The sequence below is a fragment of the Embleya scabrispora genome (genome assembly GCF_002024165.1).
In the GTDB taxonomy this organism is placed as follows: Bacteria; Actinomycetota; Actinomycetes; order Streptomycetales; family Streptomycetaceae; genus Embleya; species Embleya scabrispora_A.
Genome location: NZ_MWQN01000001.1, coordinates 940862 through 965186 on the forward strand (window position 1 = coordinate 940862; position 24325 = coordinate 965186).

The following is a 24325-nucleotide window of genomic DNA, read 5'->3' on the forward strand; positions in this document are numbered from 1 at the left end:
GCGTCCTCCAATGTTCCCGGCCTATCCGAGCGTATGTAATAAATTCCACGGTCGTCAACGTCACGCGATATCCGAGGGGTCGGATCGGGGTGCGATCCGCCCGGTCGCGCGGGGTGCGCGCGGGTCAGGTGTAGGACTCCGGACGCTGCGGGCCGCCCCGGGACAGCGCGGTCCTGACCTCGTCCGGCCACGGCGACGCGCCCTTGTGGTCCGGCGGGCAGTGCACGACGGACAGCCGGCCGGTCGCGGCCACGCCGTGCTCGCCCCGCACCTCGAACGAGTAGTGCAGCGAACTGGTACCCACCCGATCGATCCGCAGCCGGATGTACGCGGCCTCGCCGAACCACAGGCGTTCGAGGTAGTCCGCCTCGAAGTGCACCCGGGGGATCCGGCCGAACAGGTCGCCCACACCCAGTCGGCGCAGCAGCACCGCCTCGGCCGCCTCGACCCAGCGCTGCACGGCCGAGTGGTGGTAGTGGCCGGCCGCGTCGGTGTCCTGCCACTCGACGCGGCGCTCGACCACGACGGAGGGCAGGTCGGCCGGGCCGGTCGGGCTGTCTTCGGGCATCGTCGTGCCTTTCACGAGGCTTTTGGGGCAAGGGAGTTCGGGGCCGGTTCGCCGGCGTTGGCCGCCCAGGCGCGCAGTTCGGCGCGGCGCAGCTTGCCGTTGCCGGTGCGGGGCAGGGCGGCCACGAACTCGACGGCGCGCGGGTACTTGTACGGCGCGATCGTGCTCTTGACGTAGGACTGGATGCGCTCGGCGGTGTCCGCGTCGGCCGCGACCCCCTCGCGCAGCACGACGTACGCCTTGACGATCAGCCCGCGGCGGGGATCCGGCGCGCCGACCACGCCGCACTCGGCGACGTCGGGGTGTGCGGCCAGGGCCACCTCGACCTCGGGACCGGCGATGTTGTAACCGGAGGAGATGATCATGTCGTCGCTGCGCGCCTGGTACCAGAGGTAGCCGTCGGCGTCCCGGATGTAGGTGTCGCCGGTGATGTTCCAGCCGTCGCGTACGTAGCCGAGCTGGCGCGGGTCGTCCAGGTAGCGGCACCCGGTCGGGCCCTTGACCGCAAGCTGCCCCGGCGTGCCGTCGGGGACCGGCTTGCCGTCGCCGTCCAGCACGACGGCCTCGAAGCCGGGTACGGCCCGCCCCGTCGCGCCGGGCCGGATGTCCGCGTCGGCGGCGGAGACGAACACGTGCAGCAGCTCGGTCGCGCCGATGCCGTCGATCAGTTCGATGCCGGTGGCCGCGTGCAGGTCGTGCCAGGTCTCCGCGGGCAGCGTCTCGCCCGCCGACACGCAGCGCCGCAGGCCCCGGAGGAGATCGGCCAGGCCCGCGGCCATGATCGCCCGGTACGCGGTCGGCGCGGTGAACAGCACCGTGACGCCGTGCTCGGCGATGATCCGGGCCAGCCGCTCGGGGGTGGCGTGTTCGAGCAGCAGGGTGGCCGCGCCGACGTGCAGCGGGAAGACCACCAGGCCGCCGAGGCCGAAGGTGAAGCCGAGCGGCGGGGTACCCGCGAACAGGTCGTCAGGGGTGGGCTTGAGGATGTGCCGGGAGAAGGTGTCGGAGTTGGCCAACACGTCGCGGTGGAAGTGCATGGTGGCCTTGGGCCGACCGGTGGTGCCGGAGGTGAACGCGATCAGCGCCACGTCGTCGGCGGCGGTGTCCACGGCCTCGAAGTCGGCGCTCTTGGTCGCGCAGCGCCGGGTCAGGTCGTCGGCCGTGTCGCCCCCGTAGGCCACGGCGGTCAGGCCGGGGACGGCCGCGACGGTCAGTTCGTCCATGAAGCGGTGGTCGCACAGCGCGACCGTGGGCCGGCCGATCTCGCACAGCGTGGTCAACTCGTGCGCCCGCAGCAGCGGCATCGTGGTCACCGCGACGCCGCCGGCCTTGAGCACGCCGAACCAGCAGGCGACCAGCCACGGGTTGTTCGGACCGCGCAGCAGGACGCGGTTGCCCGGCACCAGGCCGAGGTCTTCAGTCAGCACCCGGGCGACCTGATCGGCCCTGGTGCGCAGGTCGCCGTAGCTCCACTGCTCGTCCAGGGTGACCAGACACCGTCGTTCCGGACCGAGCCGATCGATGGTGTCGTCGAGCAGGACCCGGGCGCAGTTCAGCCGGGTCGGGTAGCGCAATTCCGGTAGTTCGAAACGCAGTTCGGGCCACTGCTCGGCAGGTGGCAATCGATCACGACAGAACGTGTCGACGTGAGCGGAACGGGACAGCTCCATGTGCGCGCACCTCATCCTGGTGTCAGCGGGAGTCGCGGAGCCAGTATCTATCAATTATGACGACAGTCAACGTTGCGCGATATATTTCCTTCGGCGCAGCCGGTGGAACGCGGCGTCGACGGGCACCGGGTACCGGGCACGCGGACGCCCACCCCGGCGGGCGGTGTCTTCCGGGCCGAGGCCGGGACGCCGCAGTGCCGAGGTGGGCGGGATTGGTGGGATTTGCAGGATTGGCGGGACATGATCGCGAGAGTCCCCCACTCGGGGGCTCGTACCACCGCGCCTGGACCTTTCGGGTGAGCCGGGCGGCGTCGACGCCGGCTATTCGACCGTGACCGACTTGGCCAGGTTGCGGGGGCGGTCGATGTCCTCGCCGAGGGCTCGGGCCGCGTGGTACGCGAGCAGTTGGGTGGGGATGGTGAGCAGGATCGGGTCGAGTTCGCGCTCGTTGCGGGGCACGGTGATCCGGTCGGCCTCCAAGTCGCCGAGGTCGACCCCCGGGTGGGTGATCACGGTCAGCCGGCCGCCGCGCGCGCGGATCTCGTGTGCGGCCGCGAGGTTGCGCTCCACCAGGTCGTCGTCCGGGATGACGGCCACGGTCGGCAGGTCGGCGTCGATCAGCGCGAGCGGCCCGTGCTTGAGTTCGCTGCTCGGGTACGCCTCGGCGTGCCGGTAGGTGATCTCCTTGAACTTCTGCGCCGCCTCGCGCGCCACCGGATAGCCCCGGACCCGGCCGATGAAGAACAGGCTGCGCGCGTCCGCGAGCCGTCGGCCCGCCTCGGCGATGCCTGCCTCGTCCGCCAGGATCTCGGCGATCTGGCCGGGCAGCGCCTGGAGGCCGGCCAGGATCCGCGCGCCGTCCGCGTGCGAGAGGTCGTGTACCCGACCGAGCGCGAGCGCGAGCAGCGCGAAACCGACCGCCATATGGGTCAGCGCCTTGGTCGAGGCGACCGAGACCTCCGGCCCGGCGTGCAGATAGATCCCCCCGTCGCACTGGCGCGCGATGGACGAGCCGACCACGTTGACCAACCCGACCACCCGGCCACCCTTGCGCTGGATCTCGCGAACCGCGAAAAGCGTGTCGGCGGTCTCGCCGGACTGGCTGACCGCGACGTAGAGCGTGTCCGGTTCGATCACCGGATTGCGGTAGCGGAACTCCGACGCGGGCTCGGCATCGGCGGGCACCCGGGCCAGGTCCTCGATCAGCGTCGCACCCAACTGGCCCACGTAGTACGCCGATCCGCAGCCGAGCACCTTGACCCGGCGGAATCCGCGCAGCTCGCGCAACTCCATCCGCAGGCCGTCGAGGCGGGCCGAGCCGAACCGGTCGTCGAGCCGGCCGCCGAGCATGCGCTCCACGGAGGAGGGCTGTTCGTGGATCTCCTTGTGCATGAAGTGGTCGTGGCCCGCGAGTTCGAGTTCCTCGACGGTGAGTTCGACCGTGGTGGGCGTCTTGGCGACGTCGTCCCGCTCGCGGGTGAAGGTGCGAAAGCCGGTGGCGGTCACGCTCGCCAGTTCGCCGTCTTCCAGGTGTACGACCGAACTGGTGTGCCGGACCAGGGCGGACACGTCGCTGGCCACGAACATCTCGCGCTCGCCGACGCCGATCACGAGCGGCGAGCCGTTGCGGGCCACCACTATCCGGTCCGGCGTCGCGGTGTCCACGACGGCGATGGCGTACGTCCCGGTCACCTGCGCGAGCGCGGCCAGGACGGCGGCCTCCAGGGTGTCCCGCGTTCGCGCCGCGCCGGCGATCAGGTGGGCCAGGACCTCGGTGTCGGTGTCCGACGCGAGGTCGACGCCCTCGGTCGCCAGGCGGGCGCGCAGTTCGGCCGCGTTGTCGATGATGCCGTTGTGGACGACCTGGATCCGGCCGTCGGCGGAGGGCTGCGGGTGGGCGTTGGCCTCCGAGGGCGCGCCGTGGGTGGCCCAGCGGGTGTGCCCGATGCCGACCCGCCCGGCGGTCCTGGCCGGCACGGCGGCGGCGAGCGCGTGCACGCGGCCCACCCGGCGGACCACCTTGACCGTGCCACGCGCGCCGAGCACCGCGATGCCGGCCGAGTCGTAGCCGCGGTACTCCAGTCGTCCCAGGCCTTCGAGCAGGATGGGGGCGGCCTGCTGGGCGCCGATGTATCCGACAATTCCACACATTCTGATGCGCTCCTCGGCAGGTCGACGGACCGACCGGCGGAGCGGTCGGGTGGATGGGCGGCGGAGGGAGGCAAATACTCGGCGGGCGTGGACGGGACGGGCGACGCGACGGCGGTCGCGACGAGGCGCGACCGCCGCCCGGTCGGCTCAGCCGTAGATCACGCGGCGCAGTTGACGTTCGGTCAACTCCGGTGGCGCGACGAGGCGTTCGTCGAGTTCGTCGGCGATCAGGCGATAGATCTGCGCGTTGCGCCGACCGTAGACCCGGTGATGGCGATGCCGGCGCCGCACATAGTCCTCGACCGGCTCGCGGTACCAGGCCAGCACGTCGTCGACGATCCGCGCCACCTCGCCGGGTGCGAGGCCGGTCGTCGCCACGATGCGCTCCACCAATTCGCCGTCAGCCACCCCCCGATCCTGGCCCCGCGCGGCCCCGACGGCAAGAATCTGCCCGAATTCGGGCAGATCCACGCCGCACGGCCGGGTCGGGCGGGTGGCCAGCCGGTGCGGAAGGGGCTCGTGGGCTCGAAGGGCACGCTGGTACCGGTGAGGGCCGGGCCGCGTGTCGCCCGGTCCGGTCGCGGTGGGGCCGTGGACGGGTCCGCGACCCCCACCGATGTCGCGCTGCGCGTACGACCTCGCCAAGGACCTCTGCGACCCGGACGCCGGTTGGAGGCCATCCTCGAACGCGACCGGGCCCGAGGCGAACAGCCCCCGACCCTGGAACGCACCACGGACGCCCTGCCGGCCCCCCTGTACCACCGAGCCGTCTTCACCGACGACCCCCTCACCCCCGAATGGACCCACACCCTCGTCTCCCACCTCCTACCGGACTGACCGGATCCCCCGCCTCGGACGCCGACTGCGGGTAGCGCACTCTCGTGGTGGGAGGGCGCGGGGAGCGGGGTGTGGCCTGCTTCGCGCGCCGGGTGTCGGGGTGGGGTGTTGCGGTGCCACGCTGGGGGCATGGATCGCGCACCCGACATCCACCTCGTCGTCACCGGTACCGGGCTGAACGCGCGGATCACCGATCAGGCTCTCGCCGTCGTCGACGACGATCTCCGCGCCGACTACGAACGCACGGTCAGCCAGGGCCTGAAGGCCGCCGCGGCGGCCTGGGACGCCCACCGTTACGACGACTTCGCCATCCATCTCGCCGCTGCCGCCGACACCCTCACCGAGATCCAACGCATGGCCGTCACCTGCAAGGACCGCGCCGGCTACGAGGCCCTGACCGCCCGCGCCCGCCGCCTCGCCGCCCTCGACCCGGACGACCCGGACGCCGACTGAATCGCCGACGTCCCCCGCCATACGCCACCCTGTCCCCATGAACGACCGGACACCCCACCGCACCATCCACGTCGGCGGCCCGACCCACCCGACCCCCGCCGAACTCCGCACCGAACTCCCCGACGACCTGCGCATGGACTTCGAGGAGGCGTATCAGGACGCCCTGGCCGAGGCCAACGCCAACGGCACCCTGCGACCGTTGGCCGACACCCTCGCGACCTGGCAGGCCGAACTCGCCCGCCACCGCGCCCCGACCGCCGACCGGGTCGCACCGGCCGACGCGACCCGATCCACCGTCGGGTGCGCTCCCGGCCACTCGATGTCACCCGTGCTCGAGTAGACGAGAACGAATACTTCCCGCCATGACCACGATGCCTACGACGCCTCGACGGCGGGGCGCGGCGGGCGCGAACGCATCCGGCCGCCGCCGGCCGCGCCATGGTGCCGAACGATCCGGAGTGCTGACGCCACGCGCGGGCCGCGACGGAAGTCCCGCTGGACAACGCCCTGCTCGGGTCGTGAACGACAGGCGGCTCGCGGCATCGGCTTCGGGGCCTGTTCTACACGTGTCAACCGGCCGAAATCCGCCTAGGCACGGGGCAGATCGGGGCGGGACGATGTGTGCGCAAAGCCGAGTGTCAAGGGTGACGACTGCGGTGGAGCCGGACGAGGCAAGGCCGTTCCGGCTCGGGCATCCCAACGTGGGACGCGGCGTCCCCACGTCTTCCGAGGAGACCCGCCCGTGCTTCCCATGCCTCGCACCATCGCCGCGGTGGCCGCAGCCGTGGCCGCAGCCGCCGTCGGCATCGTCGCACCGAGCGCCCAGGCCGCGCCCGCGACGACCTACGCCACGAACTACGCCGCCCTGGGCGACTCGTACAGTTCCGGGGTCGGTACCGGCTCCTATCTGCCGGACAGCGGCTCGTGCAAGCGCAGCGCCAAGTCCTATCCCGCCCTGTGGAATCAGGCCCACCCGGGCGGCACCTTCGCCTTCGCCGCCTGTTCCGGCGCCAAGACCGCCGACGTACGCTCCAGCCAACTGTCCGTCCTGAACAGCGCCACGCAGTTGGTGACCATCAGCATCGGCGGCAACGACGCCGGATTCGTCAGCACCATCACCACCTGCGTGCTCAGTTCGGACAGCGAGTGCGCCGCCGCCGTGAACAAGGCCAAGACGTACGCGACCACCACCCTGCCCGGCGACCTCGACGCCACCTACGCCCAGATCCGGGCCAAGGCCCCCAACGCCCGGCTCGTCGTGCTCGGTTACCCGCGACTGTTCGAACTCGGCTCGTGCTTCCTGGGCTTGAGCCAGGCCAAGCGCACCGTGATCAACCAGGCCGCCGACACGCTGGACGAGGTCACCCGCCAGCGCGCGAGCGCCGCCAACGCCGATTTCGCCGACGTACGCTCCCGGTTCGCCGGACACGGAGTCTGTGCGTCCAACGCCTGGGTCAACGGCGTCTCCTTGCCGATCGAGGAGTCGTACCACCCCACGACTTCGGGCCAGAGCCAGGGCTACCTGCCCGCACTCCAGGCCGTGGTGGGCGTGCGCGCGCACTAGGACCGGCACGAGAACCGGCACGAGACGCGCGTCCGGGGCGGCCCGGGTCGCCCCGGACGCGCGTCGTCACAACCGGCGCGCCACCAGGTAGCCGGCCTCCCGGTCGAAGTCGAGCACCCGCGCCCCGGCGTCGAGCAGCCCGCCCAGCACCTCGCGCAGCGCCGACCGCCAGGCTCCGGCCGCCTCGGGGTCGGTCCGGCGCATCGCCTCGATGTCGGCGGGCACCGCGACCCGAACCACCTCGGCGTCCGTCCGCACCGACACCGGGCGGCCGTCCCGCTCCACCAGGGCCGCCTCGGCCCGCACACCCGAATCCGCGCCCCGCTCCGCCGGCTCCGCCTCCCCCACGGCCGCCCGCACCAGGGGGTCGTGCAACCGCCACACCGCCAACACCCGGTCGCTGCGATCCCCGCCGTTGACCGTGTCGACCATGTCGTCGCCGTAGAAGTTCGGCAGGTACTGCTCCGGCCGCGCGCCCAGCTTGACCAGGTTGAAGTAGGCGTTGCGGCGCACCAGCGGGTCGAACGTCCAGGTGATCCGGCGCAGCCCGCGCGCGAGCGCCCATTCCCGCTGGTGCCGCTTGAGCGCGAAGCCCACCCCGGACCCGGCCACGGCGCCGGTCGCGTGCGAGTGCAGCGTCTCGCCGATCGGCGCGCCGAAGAAGGCCACGCTCGCGCCGACGAGCCGGCCGTCGCGGTACGCCCCGGCCACGTAGTTGCCGGCATGGTCCAGTGCCCGCATCAGCTCGACGGTCAGCACCCGGCCGTGTCCCGCGGCGTGCGGCCAGATCTCGTCGTACAGCCGCTCGACCTCCCGGAACTCGTCGAGTTCGTGCAGTTCGCGCACCACCGAATCGCCCATCCCGCCGCCGCCCTTCGCCCGCCGGCCACCGCCGTCGCGGTCATGGGCTACCCCGACACCGCGTCCGCCGAACGGGTCCCGTCACCTCATCGGCCCCCGGCTCCCGGCCGGACCGACCCTCCCGTGACGTGCTTCACACGCAAACCACTGCCTCTCAGATCCCCCCGGCAGCAAATTCTTTGCGTCTTTCGAGGGAAAACTCGCAAGGTACTTGCGTCGGGGTCCAGCCGTTGGTGTGCTTACCGCACCCCACCCCACCATCCGGTTTCGACGGAGGCTCCCGTGCGCGCAGATCAGGCTTCTCCGTCGGTTTCGTTGGACGACAAGTACACCGCCGACCAGGGCCGCGTGCTGATCTCGGGCGTACAGGCGCTCATCCGCCTGACCCTCGAGCAACGTCGGCTCGACACCGAGCGCGGACTGGACACCCGGGTCTTCGTCAGCGGCTATCAGGGCTCGCCGCTGGGCGGTGTCGACCTGGAGATGGGGCGCGCGAAGCGGTTCCTGGACCCGGCCGGGGTGGTGTTCCAGGCCGGACTCAACGAGGAGCTGGCCGCGACCGCCGTGGCCGGGACCCAGCTGGTCGACCAGACGCCGGGCGCCCGGCACGCCGGGGTGACCGGGTTCTGGTACGGCAAGAACCCGGGCCTGGACCGCGCCGCCGACGCGATTCGGCACGCCACGATGGCCGGCACCGCACCCCTCGGCGGCGCCGTCGCGTGGATCGGCGACGACCCCGGCAGCAAGTCGTCGACGGTGCCCAGCTCGTGCGAGCCGATGATGGAAAGCCTGTCGATGCCGCTGCTCGCCCCCGGCACGATCGGCGAGATCGTCGAGTTCGGGCTGCACGCGGTGGCCATGTCACGCGCCTGCGGCCTGTGGACGGGCCTGAAGATCGTCGCCGACATCGCCGACGCGTCGACCACGGTGGACGTGTCGGGGTGGGGCAAGGACATCCCCGTCCCGGCCGCGACCAAGCGCGGCACGCTGCCGACCCTGGTCGGTCCGGCCGCGCTCGACGCCGAGCACGACCTGATCACCCGCCGGCTCGACCTGGCCCGCGCGTACGCCCGCGAGCACGGCCTGAACAAGGTCGTGCACGACACCCCCGACGCCCGGTTGGGCGTCCTCGCCGCCGGCGTGTCGTTCTCGGTGGTCCGCCGCGCGCTGGCCGACCTCGGTCTGACCGACGACGCCCCGGACATCCGGCTGATCCGCATCGGCATGCCGTTCCCGCTGGACGACGCGGAACTCGCCGAGCTGACCGACGGCCTGGACGAGGTCCTGGTGGTCGAGGACAAGGTGCCGTTCCTGGAGGCCCGGCTCAAGGAGGCGCTGTACCGCCGCCCGAACGCGCCGCGCATCGTGGGTCGGCGCGACGACACCGGCCGTCCACTGCTCACCGCGCGCGGCACGCTCGGCGCGGACGACGTGGCCCGCGCGATCGCCGCCCGGCTCGGCGCGGACCGGCTGCCCGAGTCCGCCGGCGCCTACCTCGCCACGCTCGCCCCCAAGCGCCGTGCCCGGATCGCGCTGCCGATGCTGGCCTCGCGCACCCCGTACTTCTGTTCCGGCTGTCCGCACAACGCCTCGACCCGCACCTCCGACGACACCCTGGTCGGCGTCGGCATCGGCTGCCACGTGATGATCGCGCTCGACGGGAAGGGCCGCGGGCACCAGCTCGGGCTGACCCAGATGGGCGGCGAGGGCGCTCAGTGGATCGGCCTGGCGCCGTTCACCGACGACAAGCACTTCGTGCAAAACCTCGGCGACGGCACCTTCCACCACTCGGGCTCGCTGGCGATCCGCGCCGCCGTCGCGGCCGGCACCAAGATGACCTACAAGCTGCTGTACAACGACGCGGTCGCGATGACGGGCGGCCAGAAGGCCGAAGGCCGGTTGGACGTACCGGCGTTGACCCGACTGCTCGCGGTCGAGGGAGTGCGCCGGGTGGTGGTCACCACCGACGACCCGCGCGGCTACCGGGGAGTTCGGCTCGACCCGATCGCGAGCGTCCGGCACCGCGACGAACTCCAGGACGTCGAGCGCGAGTTGTCCGCGCTCGACGGGGTCACCGTGCTGATCCACGACGACCGCTGCGCGGCCGAGGAGCGCCGACTGCGCAAGCGCGGGCAGTTGCCGACCCCGGCCGAGAAGGTCGTGATCAACGAGCGCGTGTGTGAGGGGTGCGGCGACTGCGGCGACAAGTCGTCGTGCCTGTCGGTGCAGCCCGTGGACACCGAGTTCGGCCGCAAGACGCACATCCACCAGGGTTCGTGCAACTCCGACTTCAGTTGCCTGAACGGCGACTGTCCGTCCTTCCTGCTGGTCGAGCCGGGCACCCGCAAGGCTCGGGCGATACCGGACCTGCCGCTCGAACCCGCTCTGCCCGAGCCCCGGTTCGGCGCGGACGACCTGCTGGTGCGGATGCCCGGCATCGGCGGCACCGGCGTGGTCACGGTCTCGTCGATCCTGCAGATGGCCGCCCACATGGACGGGCTGTACGCGGCGGGCCTGGAGCAGACCGGCCTGGCCCAAAAGGGCGGACCGGTGGTGTCCGACCTGCGCGTGTCCACCCGGCCGATCACCGGCGCGCTGCGCGCCTCGCGGTCCGGCGCCGACGTGCTGATCGGCTTCGACCTGCTCGGCGCGGCGGCGGAGAGCAACCTGGCCACCGCCGACCCGGAGCGCACCGTCGCCGTGGTCAACACCGCGATCGTGCCGACCGCCGCGATGGTCACCAACCAGATCGCGCTGCCCGGTTCGCCGACCGAGACGCTGGAGCGGATCGACACCGCGACCCGGCGGGCCGACAACCTGTACGTGGACGCGCTCGGGTTGTCCGAGGCGCTGTTCGCCGACCACATGCCGGCCAACATGATCCTGGTCGGCGCCGCGTTCCAGCACGGCTGCCTGCCGCTGAGCGCGGCGGCGATCGAGCGGGCGATCACGCTCAACGGCGCGGCGGTGGACAAGAACCTGGCGGCGTTCCGGTGGGGTCGGGCGCTGGCCGTGGACCCGGCCGCGGTACTGGCCGCGGCCGTCGTCGCGCCGCCGCTCGCGGTGGTCCGGGTGGACGCGGCCTCGGTGGCCCTGGCCGATCGCTCCGGCGGCGACGCCGCGCTGCGCGAGGTGCTCGGCACCCGGATCGCCGATCTGACGGAGTACCAGGACGCGGCCTACGCCCGCCGCTACGCCGACGACGTGCGCGCGATCCGGACCCTGGCGGTCGAACGGGCGGGTGCCGTAGGCGGTGAGCGGGTGGCGGTGGCCTATGCGAAGGCGCTGCATCACCTGATGGCCTACAAGGACGAGTACGAGGTGGCCCGCCTGCACCTCGACCCGGTCGAACAGGCCCGGCGCGACGCCGAGTTCGGCCCCGATGCGGCAGTCTCCGTGCTGCTGCACCCGCCGGTGCTGCGCTACCTCGGCATGAAGCGCAAGATCCGGCTGCGGCGCACGGCGGTGCCGGCCTTCAAGGCGCTGCGCGCGGCGCGCGGCCTGCGCGGTACCCGCTGGGATGTGTTCGGCTACGCCGAGGTGCGTCGGGTCGAGCGCGAACTGGTCGCCGAATACCGGACGTCGGTCCGTACCGGGCTGCGCGAGCTGACCGCCGACAACGTCGACGCGATGATCGCCCTGGTGGCGCTGCCCGAGACGATCCGGGGCTACGAGGACATCAAGCTCGCCCGGGTCGCCGAGTATCGCGCCGCGACGCGCGCCGCCCTGGCCGCACTCGCCGCGCCCGCCGCGGTCGCCGCCGCGGCCGGCCCGCCGCTGGTCCCGGCGAACTGACCGCGGCCCGCCCCCGCTCCACCACCCGCCCCCGACCTCCCCGACCTCCGGAGCAGCCGTGACCGTCGACCGCCTCCTGCCCACCCGGGACGCCGAGGACCTGCTCGACCTCACCCGTACCGTCGCCGACCGCGAACTGGCGCCCGTGGCCGCCCGGCACGAGCGCGAGGAGTCGTACCCGGAAGGGTTGTTCGCCGTCCTGGGCGAGGTCGGCCTGCTCGGCCTGCCCTACCCGGAGGAGGAGGGCGGCGGCGGTCAGCCGTACGAGGTCTATCTCCAGGTGTTGGAGGAGTTGGCCGCGCGCTGGGCGGCGGTCGCGGTGGCCACGAGTGTGCACACGCTGGCCTGCTTCCCGGTGGCCACGTACGGCTCGGCCGAGCAGCGGGAGCGCTGGTTGCCCGACATGTTGGAGGGCCGCCTGATCGGCGGCTACAGCCTGTCCGAGCCGCACGCGGGCTCCGACGCCGCCGCGATCGTGTGCAAGGCGCGGCCGATCGCCGACGGGTACCGGATCACCGGCACCAAGGCGTGGATCACGCACGGCGGAAAGGCCGACTTCTACGCCCTGTTCGCCCGTACCGGCGAGGGCGGCCGGGGCATCTCGTGCTTCCTGGCGCCGGGCGAGGCGGAGGGGCTGGCCTTCGGTCGGCCCGAGGCGAAGATGGGTCTGAACGCGGTCCCGACGACCAGCGCGTTCTGGGACGGCGCGGTCCTGGACCGGGATAGGTTGATCGGCGCGGAGGGCCAGGGCCTGGCGATCGCGCTCAGCGCCCTGGACTCGGGCCGCCTGGGCATCGCGGCCTGCGCGACGGGTCTGGCCCAGGCCGCCCTGGACGCCGCCGTCGAATACGCCAACGAGCGCACCACGTTCGGCCGCCGCATCGTCGACCACCAGGGCCTGGGCTTCCTCCTGGCCGACATGGCCGCCGCCGTCGACTCGGCCCGCGCCACCTACCTGGACGCGGCCCGCCGCCGCGATCTGGGCCGCCCGTACAGCCGCCAGGCCAGCGTGGCCAAGCTGATCGCCACCGACGCGGCGATGAAGGTCACCACGGACGCGGTCCAGGTCTTCGGCGGCGCGGGCTACACACGGGAGTTCCCGGTCGAGCGCTACATGCGCGAGGCGAAGATCATGCAGATCTTCGAGGGCACCAACCAGATCCAACGCATGGTCATCGCCCGGAGCTTCACCCACCCGGAGAAGTAGCAGGTCGGAGGCCACATTACCCGCCGGAGATTCCCCGTATCTTCGCCGCCCACACCACCCTGCAAGATCAACTGGGGCACGAGTGGGGCACCTCACCCGGCGGCCTGGTGCGGAAGCCGCCGGCCTACAGGGCGACCGTGCGTGTGACGGTGACGACCAGGACGCCGGCGCTGACGGTGTAGCGCACGAACACTCCGGTGATCGTGGCCTCTCGGCGGTCCGGGTCGCCGCCGACCTGCGTGGACCCCGATGCATAAGGAGCCCGGCCGATCGTGGCGTCGACCGCGTCCTTGAAGGCCCTGATCCGCCCGGACGACAACGGCTTCAGGCCGTCTTCGGCCTCGTTCGTATACTGCACCCGATAGCTCATGGGATCGCGTTCCCGTCCCGATCGACGCAGTCGGAGAAGTCCCCGGCCTTCAGGCGTGCGTGCACGGCCTCGTCGTCCTCCTGGGCCTCCGGCGGCAGTGCCCAGTGCAGGATCGCGTCACGTTCGAGTCGATCAAGCGGGGTCTCGTACATGACCTTGTCGAACTCCTCACGGCGATCCTCGGGCAGCGCCGCGCGGATCTCGGCAAGGGTGTTCGGCAGTTCGATCCGCTCGCCGCGAACAACGGTCGTTCTGGGCATACACGCCTCCTCGCTGTGAGGATTCCAGGATGCCAGTGCATCGGTCGCGCTCGATACCGGCGCGCGGGCGGCGGATTCGTCCCGATCCGTGCGCCAGGCGATCGGTGGTGCGCCCGGGGCAGCGTCAAGCGCCCCACCGAAGCGACGGACCGCCCTGACCTACCCGCCCGGCAGGTCCGGGCGCAGGCGTTGCCATGCCGGGTGGCGCAGGCGGCCCTCCGGGGTCCAGCCCGAGGCGGTGACCTCGGCGGCCAGCCGGGGGTCGACCCACTGGGCGCCGGGCACGTCGACCATCCCCGCGAACGGCGAGTCGGCGCGGGCCAGCGCGCCCAGGTATTCGCCGAGTTCACCGCGCTCGGCCAGGGTCGGACCGTCCTCGACCGTACCGACGTAGCGCAGCCCGTCGGGTGCGGCGACGCCGACCAGCAACGCCCCCGGCAGGCCCCGCAGCTCGCCCCGGCCCTCGATCCAGCCGCCGATCAGCACGTCGTGGGTCTCCACGTGCTTGGTCTTGATCCAGTCCGGGGAGCGCCGTCCGGGTTGGTACTCGGAGGCCAGGCGCTTGGCGACGACGCCCTCGTGGCCCTGGTGCAGGCTGGTCGCCCAGGCGCGCCGCGCGTCGCCCTCGATCCACTCGGGGGTGGACCAGCGCGGGCCCGCCGCATCGAGCCCGGTCAGCAACATCCGCCGTTCGCGGTACTGGGTGTGCAGCAGCGGCCGGCCGTCCAGATACATGACGTCGAACAACATCAGGTGCACCGGCGCCTCGATGGTCAGCCGGGCCGCCTTGCGCGGATTCACCACGCCCATGCGCCGGCGCAGTCGCGCGTAGTCGGGGCGCCCCCGGTCGTCCAGGACCACGATCTCGCCGTCCAGCACCGCCTGGCGCTGTCCGTGCTGTTCGCCCAGGCCGGCCAATTCCGGGTACACCCGGGTCACGTCCGACCCGTCGCGCGCCAGCAGGCGCAGTCCCCCGTCCCCCGCGCAGTACGCCACCGTACGGGCCCCGTCCCACTTGACCTCGAAGCCCCAGTCGAGCTCGTATCCCTCCCCCGGCAGCGGCGCCGCGGTGGCCAGCATCGGCGCAATCTCGGGCAACGCGGCATGAACATGATCGTGACCGGCCATGCCTCGATCATCGACGCGCCCCGACACCGCCGGCCGAGCCGCCGCGCCCGAATACACCCGGACGGCCGACATATCCGGGCGGCCGCCCCCTTCGGGCCGGGCTATCCCCGTCCGGTCGCCGCGTCGATCGCCTCCGTGATGCGCGCGGTGACCGCCGCCTGGTGCTCGGTCAGATAGAAGTGGCCGCCGGTGAAGGTGTGCAGCGCGAACGTGCCGTTCGTGTGGTCGCGCCAGGCCGTGGCCTCATCCAGGGTGACCTTCGGATCCTGGTCGCCGATCAGCACGGTGATCGGGCACTCCAGCGGCGCGCCGGGGGTGCACCGGTACGTCTCGATGGCGCGGTAGTCGGCCCGCAGCGCCGGCAGCACCATCTGCAGCACCTCGTCGTTCGCCAGCAGACTCGCGTCCGTGCCGCTCATCGAGCGCAGCTCGGCGGCGAGGCCCGCGTCGTCGAGCCGGTGCAGCCGCTCCTCGCGCTGCCGGTCCGGGGCCCGGCGCCCGGACACGATCAACGCGGCGGGCGGGACCCGCAGGCGCCGGGCCACCTCGAAGCCGAGGACCGCGCCCATGCTGTGTCCGAACAGGACCAGCGGAAGCCGCTCGTCCAGCCACGGATCCAGGGCCTCGGTGATGCGCTCGGCCAGGGTGTCGATGTCGTCGACGAGCGGTTCGGCGCGCCGGTCCTGGCGCCCCGGATACTGCACGCCCAGCACCTCGACGCGTTCCTTGAGCGCCGCCGACAGCGGGAACCAGAAGCTCGCCGAGCCGCCCGCGTGCGGCAGGGCGACCAGGCGCGGCACCTGATCGGCGGCCGGATGGAACCGGCGGATCCAGGTGTCCGATACGGACGAGGCGGTACTCATGGCGGGCCCTTCTGATCGTCACCGAATGATCGTGCTGCGTGAGCGTCAGCCTGCCATCGAGTCCCTGCGCGCGCCCAGCGGTTCGGCCCCGGTGAGCACCGCGTGCTGGATCTCGCGCAGCGCCCGGGACGGTTCCAGGCCCAGCAGTTCGCGCAGCGCGGTGCGGGTGTCGCGGTAGACCGCGAGCGCGTCGCCGCGTCGGCCGCAGTGGTACAGCGCGACCATCAGGTGCCGTGCGAAGTTCTCGTGCAGCGGGTACTCGCCGGTCAGCGCGTACAGCCGGGCCACGGTCTCCCGGTGCCGGCCGAGCGCGAGGTTCGCCTCCACCAGCAGTTCCAGGCACTCCAGCCGGGATGCCTCCAACCGCGCGGCGTGCGCCCGGACGATCGGCCCGAGGCTCACGCCCGCGTAGGCGGGTCCGCGCCACAGGTCGAGCGCGCTCGTGTACACCTCGGCCGCCTCGGAGTATCGGCCGGCCCGCGCACCCGCGCGGCCACGTTCGACCAGGCCGTGGAAGGCGTCGGCGTCGAGCCGGTCCGCACCGGTGTGCAGCATGTAGCCGCCGGCGCAGGTGGCCAGCGGGCCGGTGCGGGCCGGTCCCGGCGCGCCGAGGATCGCCCGCAGCCGGGAAACGTACACGTGCACCGTCGACTTCGCCCGCTGCGGCCCGGCGTCGGTCCAGATCTCGGCGACGATCTGGTCGACCGTCAGCAGTTGGTCCCGCCGCGCGAGCAGGGCGGAGAGGAGGGTTTCCGGCTTGGGCGCCGCGATCGTGCGCGGCGTTGCGCCGTCGACGATCCGCACGGGGCCGAGAATCTCGTACCGCAACGGCTCTTCCCTCTCTGTGGCGCTGCCTCTGGCGTCCGGTCCTGCTCTCTCACGACGGTGACATATGACGGGCGTATGGCGTACCCCTGACCAACCCCTACGCCGCCTTGCGCCGGGCTTGCGCAGGCCCCCCGCTCGGCCGCGTCGGCCTTCCCTCGGCGGCCCGGATCCGCCTATGGTCGATCGATGAGCACTGCCCGTTCGCCCGAGCGCGCCCTGTACGCCGTCAGCGACCTGCATTCCGCCATTCCCTCCAATCGCAGACTCGTCGAGGGCATCCGGCCGGGGCACGACGAGGACTGGCTCCTGGTCGCGGGCGACGTGGCCGAGCATGTCGAGGAGACCGCCGCGACCCTGCGCCTGCTCGCCGAGCGCTTCGCCCGGGTGATCTGGGTGCCGGGCAACCACGAGTTGTGGTCCACCAACGACGACCCGGTGCAACTGCGCGGCGAGGAGCGCTACCGGCATCTCGTGGCGATGTGCGGGGAGTTGGGAGTGCTGACCCCCGAGGACCCGTTCCCGGTCTGGGACGGGCCGGGCGAAACCGTCACCGTGGCGCCGATGTTCGTGCTCTACGACTACACGTGGTGGCCGCCCGGCGCGGCCACGCGGCAGCAGGCGTTGGACGCCGCGTACGAGGCCGGCGTGGTGTGCAGCGACGAGTTCATGCTGCACCCGGATCCGTACCCGACCCGCGGCGACTGGTGCCGGGCCCGGGTGGCGTACACCGAGGACCGGCTCGTGGCGGCGGCCGATCCGGCGGCGCCGTTCCTGATGGTCAACCACTTCCCGCTGGTCCGGCAGCCCACGGACGTGCTGTGGTATCCGGAGTTCGCCCAGTGGTGCGGCACCGACCTGACCGCCGACTGGCATCGGCGTTTCCCGACCGCCGCCGTGGTGTACGGCCACCTGCACATCCCGCGCACCACCTGGTACGACGGGGTGCGCTTCGAGGAGGTCTCGCTCGGCTATCCGCGCGAGCGCAAGAACGGGCTGCGCAGGCCGATTCCGCGCCGGATCCTGCCGGCCGAGGTCGCCGGGAGCGCCGGAGCCGACCGTTCGGGGCAATCGGCGGGTGCCCGATGACGATGATCGACGGCATCCTGCCGCCCGAGGTGTTCGCCGAGGAGTGCTTCGACGACCCCGACGGGCCGCCGCTGTACCCGGCCGAGGAGGCGCTGCTCGCGAACGCGGTGGACAAGCGGCGCCGTGAGTTCACCACCGTCCGACGGTGCGCGCGGCGGGCGTTGGCCCGGATGGGCGTGCCGGCCGCTCCCTTGTTGCCGGGGTTGCGCGGCGCCCCCGGTTGGCCGACGGGCGTGGTCGGCAGCATGACGCACTGCGACGGGTATCGGGCCGCGGTGGTCGCGGATGCCGCCGCGGTGCTGACCCTCGGCATCGACGCGGAGCCGGCGGGGCCGCTGCCCGAAGGCGTCCTGGAGGCGGTCGCGTCCGAGACCGAGCGGAAACACCTGCGCGAGCTGGCCGCCGATCGGCCGGAGATCGCATGGGACCGGCTTCTGTTCAGCGCCAAGGAGTCCGTCTACAAGGCGTGGTTCCCGCTCACCTCGCGCTGGCTGGACTTCGCCGAGGCCGAACTCGAATTCGACCCGGCGGCGGGCACGTTCGACGCCCAACTGCTGATCGAGGATCGACCGCTGGACGGCTTCGCGGGACGGTGGCGGGTGGACCTGGGCCTCGCGGTGACGGCGATCGTGGTCAAGCACGGCCACTGATCCGCTCGGGGCGGGGCCGCCGCCGGCCCCGCCCCGATCCGCCCGTCGGCGTCGGTATCGCCGTCAACTCCGCGTGAATCGCGCCAGGTTCTCCGCCGTGGGCCGCCACGCCTCGGCGAACTCCGCCGGCAGTTCGACGGCGTCCAGGATCGGATGCCTCGGTACCGAGACCCGATACCTGATCCGCCAGCCGCGCGGCGTCCGTTCGAGGATGTCGTAGTAGTCGCCGCCGTGTACCTCGCCGTCGATCAGCGTCGCGATGTATCGGCTGCGGGCCCGGACCGTGCCGCCCGCGTCCACCAGGAGCACGGTGTCGAGCGTCTGGTGGTCGGGGGTGTCCGGGCTGCGTCGGCCGGTGAACTGCCGCGCCGAGGCGATCCCTTCGATGGTGTAGCCGGCGCCGATGGTGTTCTCGATCACTGCGTTGTCCGTGAACACCCGGTGCAGGTCGGCGACTTCGTCGTTGTCGAAGACGTGCGCGAACTGCGCGAGGGTGTCGTGGATCTCCGCGACGTCCGCCGCGCTCAGCGCGGGTGCGCCGGTCACGGCGCGACCACCTCGGCGAGCCGGACCGCAAGCGGGAAGCCGACCCGGGCCACGCCCGCCCCGGCCTCGCGGGGAGCGCGCGGCAGGCTCAGCCGATAGGCGATCCGCCAGCCGGCCGGGGTCTTCCGGAGGATGTCCAGGAATTCGCCGCCGGTGATACGACCGGCCGGGTTGATCCCGATGTAGCGGCTGCGCGTCTGGACCTGGCCGTGCTCGTCCACCTCGACGGTCGTGTTCACCGTGTGATGGTCGGGTGTCGCGGCGCTCTTGCTCCGGGTGTACTCGGCGAACTCGGCGATGCCGTGGAAGGCCCGCTTGGGTCCGAGGCCGATCTCGACCACGACGTCCTCGGTGAACACGAGGCCGAGTCCGTCCACGTCACCGTTGTCGAAGACGTGCGCGAACAGGGCGAGCGTGCGGTGGATCTCGGCGAGGTCCACCGGCGTCAATACCTTCGTCATGAATGTCCCAGCCTCGAAGTGATGTCGTATCGCAGTGGCAGTGGCAGCGGTGGCGGTGATGGGGGTGGGCTCATCGGGCCAACCCGGCGGCCCAGTCGACGATGGTCGCCGCGGTCAGGTCGGCGTGATCCTCCAGGACGGTGAAGTGGTCGCCGCGAATCTCGATCAGGTCGTGCGGCTGCGGCCAGTACGCCCGCCAGTCCCACCGACCCTCGGGGTCGATCACGGTGCCCGCCACCGGCGTGTCCGCCTGCGCGACCAGGGTCGGGGTGGTGATCGGCCGCGGCTTCCAGTCCGCGAACAACTTCTGGTAGAGCCCCATCGTGCTGAGGTTGGTGTCGTCGAGCGTCATGTCGTACTGGGCGACGCGCCCGAGCATCCCCTCGATCATCGCGGGCAGCCACCAGTCCATGCCCGGCACCAGCGCGGTGTCGATCGGGAAGGTGTCGACCAGGCCGAGCCCGACCGGGTACACCCCCTCGGCCTCCAGGCGTCGGGTCACCTCGTGCGCGATGCATCCGCCCATCGAGCGGCCGACGACGACGAACGGCTCGTCCCCCACCGCCGCGCGCACGGTCTCCACGTGCATCCGCAGCAACGCGTCCGCATGGTCGGGCAACGACTCGTCGGCCACGAACCCCGGCGTCTGGATCACGAACACGTCCCGCTCGCCCTGGAACACCTGTCCGAACCGGGCGTATTCGTGCGGTCCGGAGATCGCGCTGAGCGACGGGAAGCAGACGATCTTCGGCCCGGCCTCGCCGGTCGCCAACCGCAACACCGGCTTGACGTGCCGATCCCGTTCGGACTCCGCGAAGGACGGTCGCAGCCCCGCCGAGGCCATGATCACCTCGGCGGCCGTGGTGTACTTCTCGGCCGCGCACAGTTGCACGTAGAACGACGCGAGCGCGCCCTTGACCCGGTCGGATCCGGTCGGCGCCGAACTCTGCGGCTGATCGGCCGACTTGCCCTGTTCCGCGAGGGCGGTGCGCAGATGCCGGGCGAGGGCGCGCGGGGTCGGATGCGCGATGGTCACCGTCGCCGGCAGCCGTAGGCCGGTCGCGCCGGCGAGTCGGTTGCGCAGTTCGACGGCGGTCAACGAGTCCAGGCCGACCTCCAGGAACGCCTGTTCCGGGTCCACCGATTCGTCGGCGGCATGGCCGAGGACCACGCCCAGTTCGGTCCGGACCAGGTCGACCAGGATCTCGTCCCGCTCCCCCTCGCCGGCCGCCGCGAGCCGCCGAACGAGCCCCGATTCGGCAACCGCCGGGACGGCACGCGCCACACGCCGCCTGCGCCGCCCGGCACCGGCGTCGGCCGCCCGGGCGCGCGAGCCGGTCCCGTCCACGAGCGTCCCGGCCGGCACCGGACGCGACGTCAGCGACCCGACCGACAGCACCGGCGCGCCGGTCTCGTCCCAGGCCGCCACCGCCACCGTGTCCGGTCCGGCGGGAGTGAGCCGAACCCGCAGCCGGGCCGCCCCGGTCGCATGCAGCCGTACCGCGTTCCACGCGTAGGCCAGGCTCGTCCCGACCTCCTCGCCGGCCGCCTCGGCGCGCCGCAACGCGTCGACCACGGCCACATGCAGCGCGGCATCCAGCGGTGCCGGATGCAGCCCGAACTCCGCGGCGTCCTCCGGCCCTTCCCCGTCCGCGCCGACCTCGGCGAACAACGCCTCATCGGTGCGCCAGGCGGCCCGCAGCCCCTGAAACACCGGCCCGTAGTCGATCCCGGCCGCGGCCAACACCTCGTACGCGTCCTCGACCGGCACCGACACCCCGCCGGCGGGCGGCCAACTGTCCACCTCCGGCGCGGCGTCGTCCTCGGCGATCTCCGGTGCCAGGAAGCCGCCGGCATGCCGCGCCCACTCCGCGCCGTCCCCCGCCGCCTCGTCCCGGGAGAACACCGCGAACCGCCGCCGCCCGTCCTCGCCCGCCGACCCCACCGCGACCTGGACGTGCACGCCGGCATCGGCCTCGGCGGCGTCGGCCGCGTGGGCAAGGATCAGCGGCGCCTCGATCACGAGTTCGTCCACCACCCCGAGACCGACCTCGTCACCGGCCCGCACCGCCAGTTCCAGGAAGGCCGACGCGGGCAACAACACCGTGTCGCGGACCGCGTGATCGGCCAGCCACGGATGTGTCCGGAGCGACAGCCGTCCGGTCAGCAGGACATCATCCCCGTCGCCGGTGCCCACCGAGGCCCCGAGCAGCGGATGCCCCACGGATCGCAGACCCAAGGACGAAGCTCCGGCGGCGGGCCGGTCCAGCGTCTCGCGCCAGTAGCGCCGACGCTGGAACGCGTAGGTGGGCAACGCTACCCGCCGGGGCTGGTGTTCGGCGAAGGCGGCCGCCCAGTCCACCGGGACTCCCCGCACGAAGGCTTCGGCCAACGAGGTGTACAGGCGCTGCGCGCCACCCTGGTCGCGGCGCAACGTGCCGACCACCACGGGGCGTTCCGGGCCGGCCTCCTCCAACGTGGCCTCGATCGCGGCGGTCAGCACGGGGTGCGGACTCGTCTCGACGAACACGCCGTGTCCGGACTCGGCCAGTCCGCGCACCGCCTCCTCGAAGCGCACCGTCTCGCGCAGGTTGGTCGCCCAGTACGCGGCATCCATCCCGGCCGTGTCCAGCCAATCCCCGGTCACCGTCGACCACAGCGGCACCGATCCCGAAACCGGTGTAATCCTGGCCAAATCTTCGACAATCCGGTCGCGGATCTCCTCCACCTGCGCCGAATGCGACGCGTAATCCACCGGAATCAACCGGGCCCGACCACCCTCGTCGGTCACGGCGGCCACCAACTCGGCCAACGCATCGGGTTCCCCGGACACCACCACCTGACCCGGGCCATTCACCGCCGCGACCGAGATCCGCCCGTCCCACGCGGCGATCCGCTCCCGCACCGTCGGCTCAGGCAATGCCACCGACGCCATCCCGCCACGCCCCGACAATGCCACGATCGCCCGACTGCGCAGCGCCACCACCCGCGCACCGTCGTCCAGCGACAACCCTTCGGCCACCACCGCCGCCGCGATCTCACCCTGCGAGTGCCCCACCACCGCATCCGGCGTCACACCGAAGGACCGCCACACCTCGGCCAGCGACACCAACACCGCCCAGAGCACCGGCTGGACCACGTCCACCCGATCCAACGAGGGCGCACCTTCGACCCCGGTCAACACATCCACCGCCGACCAGTCCACGAACGGCTCCAACGCCTTCGCGCACTCACCGAACCGCGACGCGAACACCGTCGATTCACCGAACAGTTCCGCAGCCATACCGGCCCACTGCGAACCCTGACCCGGAAACACGAACACGGTCCGACCCACCGGACCGACCGACCCCGAGACCACCCCGGTCGCCGACTCGCCGCGCCGCACCGCGTCCAGGTTCTCAATCAGCCCGCCTCGGTCGCCGATCACGACCGCGCGCTCCGCGAACGCCGCCCGCGTGGTGACCAGGGAGAAGCCGACATCGGCGGTCGACGGCGAGGCGTCCCCGTCGAGCCGGTCGAGCAACCGCGCCGCCTGGGCCTGCAACACCTCCGGTGTCTTCGCCGACAACACCCACGGGAGGACATCGTCCGACACGGGTCGCTCGTCGGCCGGTTCGGCCTCGGTCGGAGGTTGTTCGAGGATCACGTGGGCGTTGGTCCCGCTCACCCCGAACGCCGACACCGCCGCCCGCCGAGGCCGATCCACCTCCGGCCACGGCCGGGCCTCGGTCAACAACCGAACCCCGCCCGACGACCAGTCCACATGCGGTGTCGGCTCGTCCACGTGCAACGTGCGCGGCAACACCCCGCGCCGCAGCGCCTCCACCATCTTGATCACCCCGGCCACCCCGGCGGCGGCCTGCGCGTGCCCGATGTTCGACTTCAACGAACCCAACCACAAAGGCCGATCCGCCGGCCGATCCCGCCCGTACGTCGCCAACAACGCCTGCGCCTCGATCGGATCACCCAACGTCGTCCCGGTCCCGTGCGCCTCCACCACGTCCACCTCGTCGGCGGACAGTTCGGCACCGGCCAACGCCGCCCGGATCACCCGCTGCTGCGCCGGGCCGTTCGGCGCGGTCAGGCCGTTGGACGCGCCGTCCTGGTTGACCGCACTGCCGCGCACCACCGCGAGCACCTCGTGGCCCAGACGCTCGGCGTCGGAGAGCCGTTCCAGAATCAGCACGCCGACCCCCTCGGCCCAACCGGTGCCGTCGGCCGACGCGGCGAACGCCTTGCACCTGCCGTCCACGGACAGTCCGCGCTGCCGGGAGAACTCGACGTAGCCCATCGGCGACGCCATCACCGTGGCCCCGCCCGCGACCGCGAGATCGCATTCCCCGCTGCGCAGCGACTGCGCTGCCAGGTGCAGCGCGACCAGTGACGACGAGCACGCGGTGTCCACCGTCACCGCCGGGCCCTCGAAGCCGAAGGTGTACGAGATCCGGCCCGAGGCGACGCTGCCGAGCGTGCCCGTGCCGAGATAGCCCTCCAACTCCGCCGGCACCCGGTCGAGCGGGGGCGCGTAGTCGATGCCCGCGATCCCGGTGAACACCGACGTGCGACTGCGGCGCAGGCCGGTGACATCGATTCCGGCCCGCTCGAACGCGTCCCAGGCGGTCTCCAGGAGTAGCCGCTGCTGGGGGTCGGTGGCCGGTGCCTCGCGCGGCGAGATTCCGAAGAACGCCGCGTCGAAGTCGCCCGCGTCCGGCAGGAAGGAGCCCGCCACGGTATAGGTGGTGCCCGGCCGGTCGGGATCCGGGTCGTAGAGGTCGCGCAGGTCCCAGCCGCGATCGGTGGGCGCCTCGCCGACCGTGTCGGTGCCGGATTCGACCAGCCGCCACAGGTCCTCGGGCGAGGTCACCCCGCCCGGAAGCCGGCAGGCCATCCCGACGATCGCGATCGGCTCGCGCCGACTCGCCTCCACCTCGCGGACCCGCTTGCGGGCCTCCCGGACGTCGGCCAGCGCACGTTTGAGATATCCCCGGAGCTTGTCTTCGTCGGACATGGAGCTGCCTTTCCTGAGT

General features: G+C 72.2%; 20 protein-coding genes and 1 pseudogene. 8 read left to right on the top strand and 13 right to left on the bottom strand.

Going from position 1 to position 24325, the window contains the following annotated elements; all coding sequences use genetic code 11:
• Positions 1–124: 124 nt before the first annotated feature.
• The 4 genes from B4N89_RS04355 to B4N89_RS04370 all read right to left on the bottom strand — a co-directional run bounded on the left by B4N89_RS04355 (position 125) and on the right by B4N89_RS04370 (position 4797).
• Positions 125–568 (bottom strand): acyl-CoA thioesterase, encoded by a 444-nt coding sequence (locus tag B4N89_RS04355; protein ID WP_078979104.1) that lies wholly within the window; start codon positions 566–568, stop codon positions 125–127.
• A gap of 11 nt (positions 569–579) precedes the next feature.
• Complete coding sequence (locus B4N89_RS04360) at positions 580–2238, bottom strand: AMP-binding protein (RefSeq protein ID WP_078974537.1); 1659 nt, start codon at positions 2236–2238, stop codon at positions 580–582.
• A gap of 321 nt (positions 2239–2559) precedes the next feature.
• Positions 2560–4389, bottom strand: a complete 1830-nt coding sequence (glmS, locus tag B4N89_RS04365; protein ID WP_078974538.1) for a glutamine--fructose-6-phosphate transaminase (isomerizing) — start codon at positions 4387–4389, stop codon at positions 2560–2562.
• A 147-nt stretch (positions 4390–4536) separates the two neighbouring features.
• Complete coding sequence (locus B4N89_RS04370; RefSeq protein ID WP_078979105.1) at positions 4537–4797, bottom strand: hypothetical protein; 261 nt, start codon at positions 4795–4797, stop codon at positions 4537–4539.
• A gap of 183 nt (positions 4798–4980) precedes the next feature.
• On the opposite strand from B4N89_RS04370, the gene B4N89_RS47525 reads away from it, so the two are divergent.
• From B4N89_RS47525 to B4N89_RS04385, 4 genes are all read left to right on the top strand, one after another.
• Positions 4981–5226 carry a TetR-like C-terminal domain-containing protein gene (locus B4N89_RS47525; protein WP_201260782.1) on the top strand — a complete coding sequence of 82 codons (246 nt, stop codon included), beginning with the start codon at positions 4981–4983 and terminating at the stop codon, positions 5224–5226.
• 129 nt (positions 5227–5355) lie between these two features.
• On the top strand, positions 5356–5679 hold the full coding sequence (locus B4N89_RS04375) for a hypothetical protein (protein WP_078974539.1): 324 nt from the start codon (positions 5356–5358) through the stop codon (positions 5677–5679).
• 37 nt (positions 5680–5716) lie between these two features.
• Entirely contained in the window at positions 5717–6019 is a 303-nt protein-coding gene (locus B4N89_RS04380) for a DUF6247 family protein (RefSeq protein ID WP_078974540.1), read from the top strand.
• A gap of 411 nt (positions 6020–6430) precedes the next feature.
• Positions 6431–7243, top strand: coding sequence for an SGNH/GDSL hydrolase family protein (locus B4N89_RS04385; RefSeq protein ID WP_078974541.1), 813 nt, complete (start codon positions 6431–6433; stop codon positions 7241–7243).
• A 66-nt stretch (positions 7244–7309) separates the two neighbouring features.
• On the opposite strand, the gene B4N89_RS04390 is transcribed toward B4N89_RS04385, so the two are convergent.
• Positions 7310–8104, bottom strand: coding sequence for a GNAT family N-acetyltransferase (locus B4N89_RS04390; protein ID WP_078974542.1), 795 nt, complete (start codon positions 8102–8104; stop codon positions 7310–7312).
• A gap of 282 nt (positions 8105–8386) precedes the next feature.
• On the opposite strand from B4N89_RS04390, the gene B4N89_RS04395 reads away from it, so the two are divergent.
• Complete coding sequence (locus B4N89_RS04395) at positions 8387–11899, top strand: indolepyruvate ferredoxin oxidoreductase family protein (RefSeq protein ID WP_078974543.1); 3513 nt, start codon at positions 8387–8389, stop codon at positions 11897–11899.
• A 58-nt stretch (positions 11900–11957) separates the two neighbouring features.
• Positions 11958–13106, top strand: coding sequence for an acyl-CoA dehydrogenase family protein (locus B4N89_RS04400; RefSeq protein ID WP_078974544.1), 1149 nt, complete (start codon positions 11958–11960; stop codon positions 13104–13106).
• 124 nt (positions 13107–13230) lie between these two features.
• Here the strand turns inward: B4N89_RS04400 and B4N89_RS04405 are convergent, their stop codons facing one another.
• From B4N89_RS04405 to B4N89_RS04425, 5 genes are all read right to left on the bottom strand, one after another.
• Complete coding sequence (locus tag B4N89_RS04405; RefSeq protein ID WP_078974545.1) at positions 13231–13476, bottom strand: hypothetical protein; 246 nt, start codon at positions 13474–13476, stop codon at positions 13231–13233.
• Positions 13473–13736, bottom strand: coding sequence for a hypothetical protein (locus B4N89_RS04410; protein ID WP_078974546.1), 264 nt, complete (start codon positions 13734–13736; stop codon positions 13473–13475). Before B4N89_RS04410 ends, B4N89_RS04405 begins: the two co-directional genes overlap by 4 nt.
• A gap of 159 nt (positions 13737–13895) precedes the next feature.
• Positions 13896–14864 carry a non-homologous end-joining DNA ligase gene (gene ligD / locus B4N89_RS04415; protein WP_078974547.1) on the bottom strand — a complete coding sequence of 323 codons (969 nt, stop codon included), beginning with the start codon at positions 14862–14864 and terminating at the stop codon, positions 13896–13898.
• A gap of 101 nt (positions 14865–14965) precedes the next feature.
• Entirely contained in the window at positions 14966–15727 is a 762-nt protein-coding gene (locus tag B4N89_RS04420) for a thioesterase II family protein (RefSeq protein WP_078974548.1), read from the bottom strand.
• 45 nt (positions 15728–15772) lie between these two features.
• Entirely contained in the window at positions 15773–16555 is a 783-nt protein-coding gene (locus B4N89_RS04425) for an AfsR/SARP family transcriptional regulator (RefSeq protein WP_235618464.1), read from the bottom strand.
• A 186-nt stretch (positions 16556–16741) separates the two neighbouring features.
• Between B4N89_RS04425 and B4N89_RS04430 the strand changes: the two genes are divergently transcribed.
• Together B4N89_RS04430 and B4N89_RS04435 are read left to right on the top strand one after the other, a co-directional pair.
• Positions 16742–17641, top strand: a complete 900-nt coding sequence (locus B4N89_RS04430) for a metallophosphoesterase family protein (protein WP_078974549.1) — start codon at positions 16742–16744, stop codon at positions 17639–17641.
• 2 nt (positions 17642–17643) lie between these two features.
• Positions 17644–18291 (top strand): 4'-phosphopantetheinyl transferase family protein, encoded by a 648-nt coding sequence (locus B4N89_RS04435; protein WP_078974550.1) that lies wholly within the window; start codon positions 17644–17646, stop codon positions 18289–18291.
• A 63-nt stretch (positions 18292–18354) separates the two neighbouring features.
• Here the strand turns inward: B4N89_RS04435 and B4N89_RS04440 are convergent, their stop codons facing one another.
• The 3 genes and pseudogenes from B4N89_RS04440 to B4N89_RS04450 form a co-directional block, all read right to left on the bottom strand.
• The gene (locus B4N89_RS04440) at positions 18355–18837 is read right to left on the bottom strand and encodes a nuclear transport factor 2 family protein (RefSeq protein WP_101896993.1); all 483 of its coding nucleotides are present in this window, start codon (positions 18835–18837) and stop codon (positions 18355–18357) included.
• On the bottom strand, positions 18834–19298 hold the full coding sequence (locus tag B4N89_RS04445) for a nuclear transport factor 2 family protein (RefSeq protein WP_078974552.1): 465 nt from the start codon (positions 19296–19298) through the stop codon (positions 18834–18836). The genes B4N89_RS04440 and B4N89_RS04445 overlap by 4 nt, the downstream gene beginning before the upstream one ends.
• A gap of 70 nt (positions 19299–19368) precedes the next feature.
• Positions 19369–24264: pseudogene (locus B4N89_RS04450) on the bottom strand (acyltransferase domain-containing protein); the annotation flags it as partial.
• Positions 24265–24325: the final 61 nt, after the last annotated feature.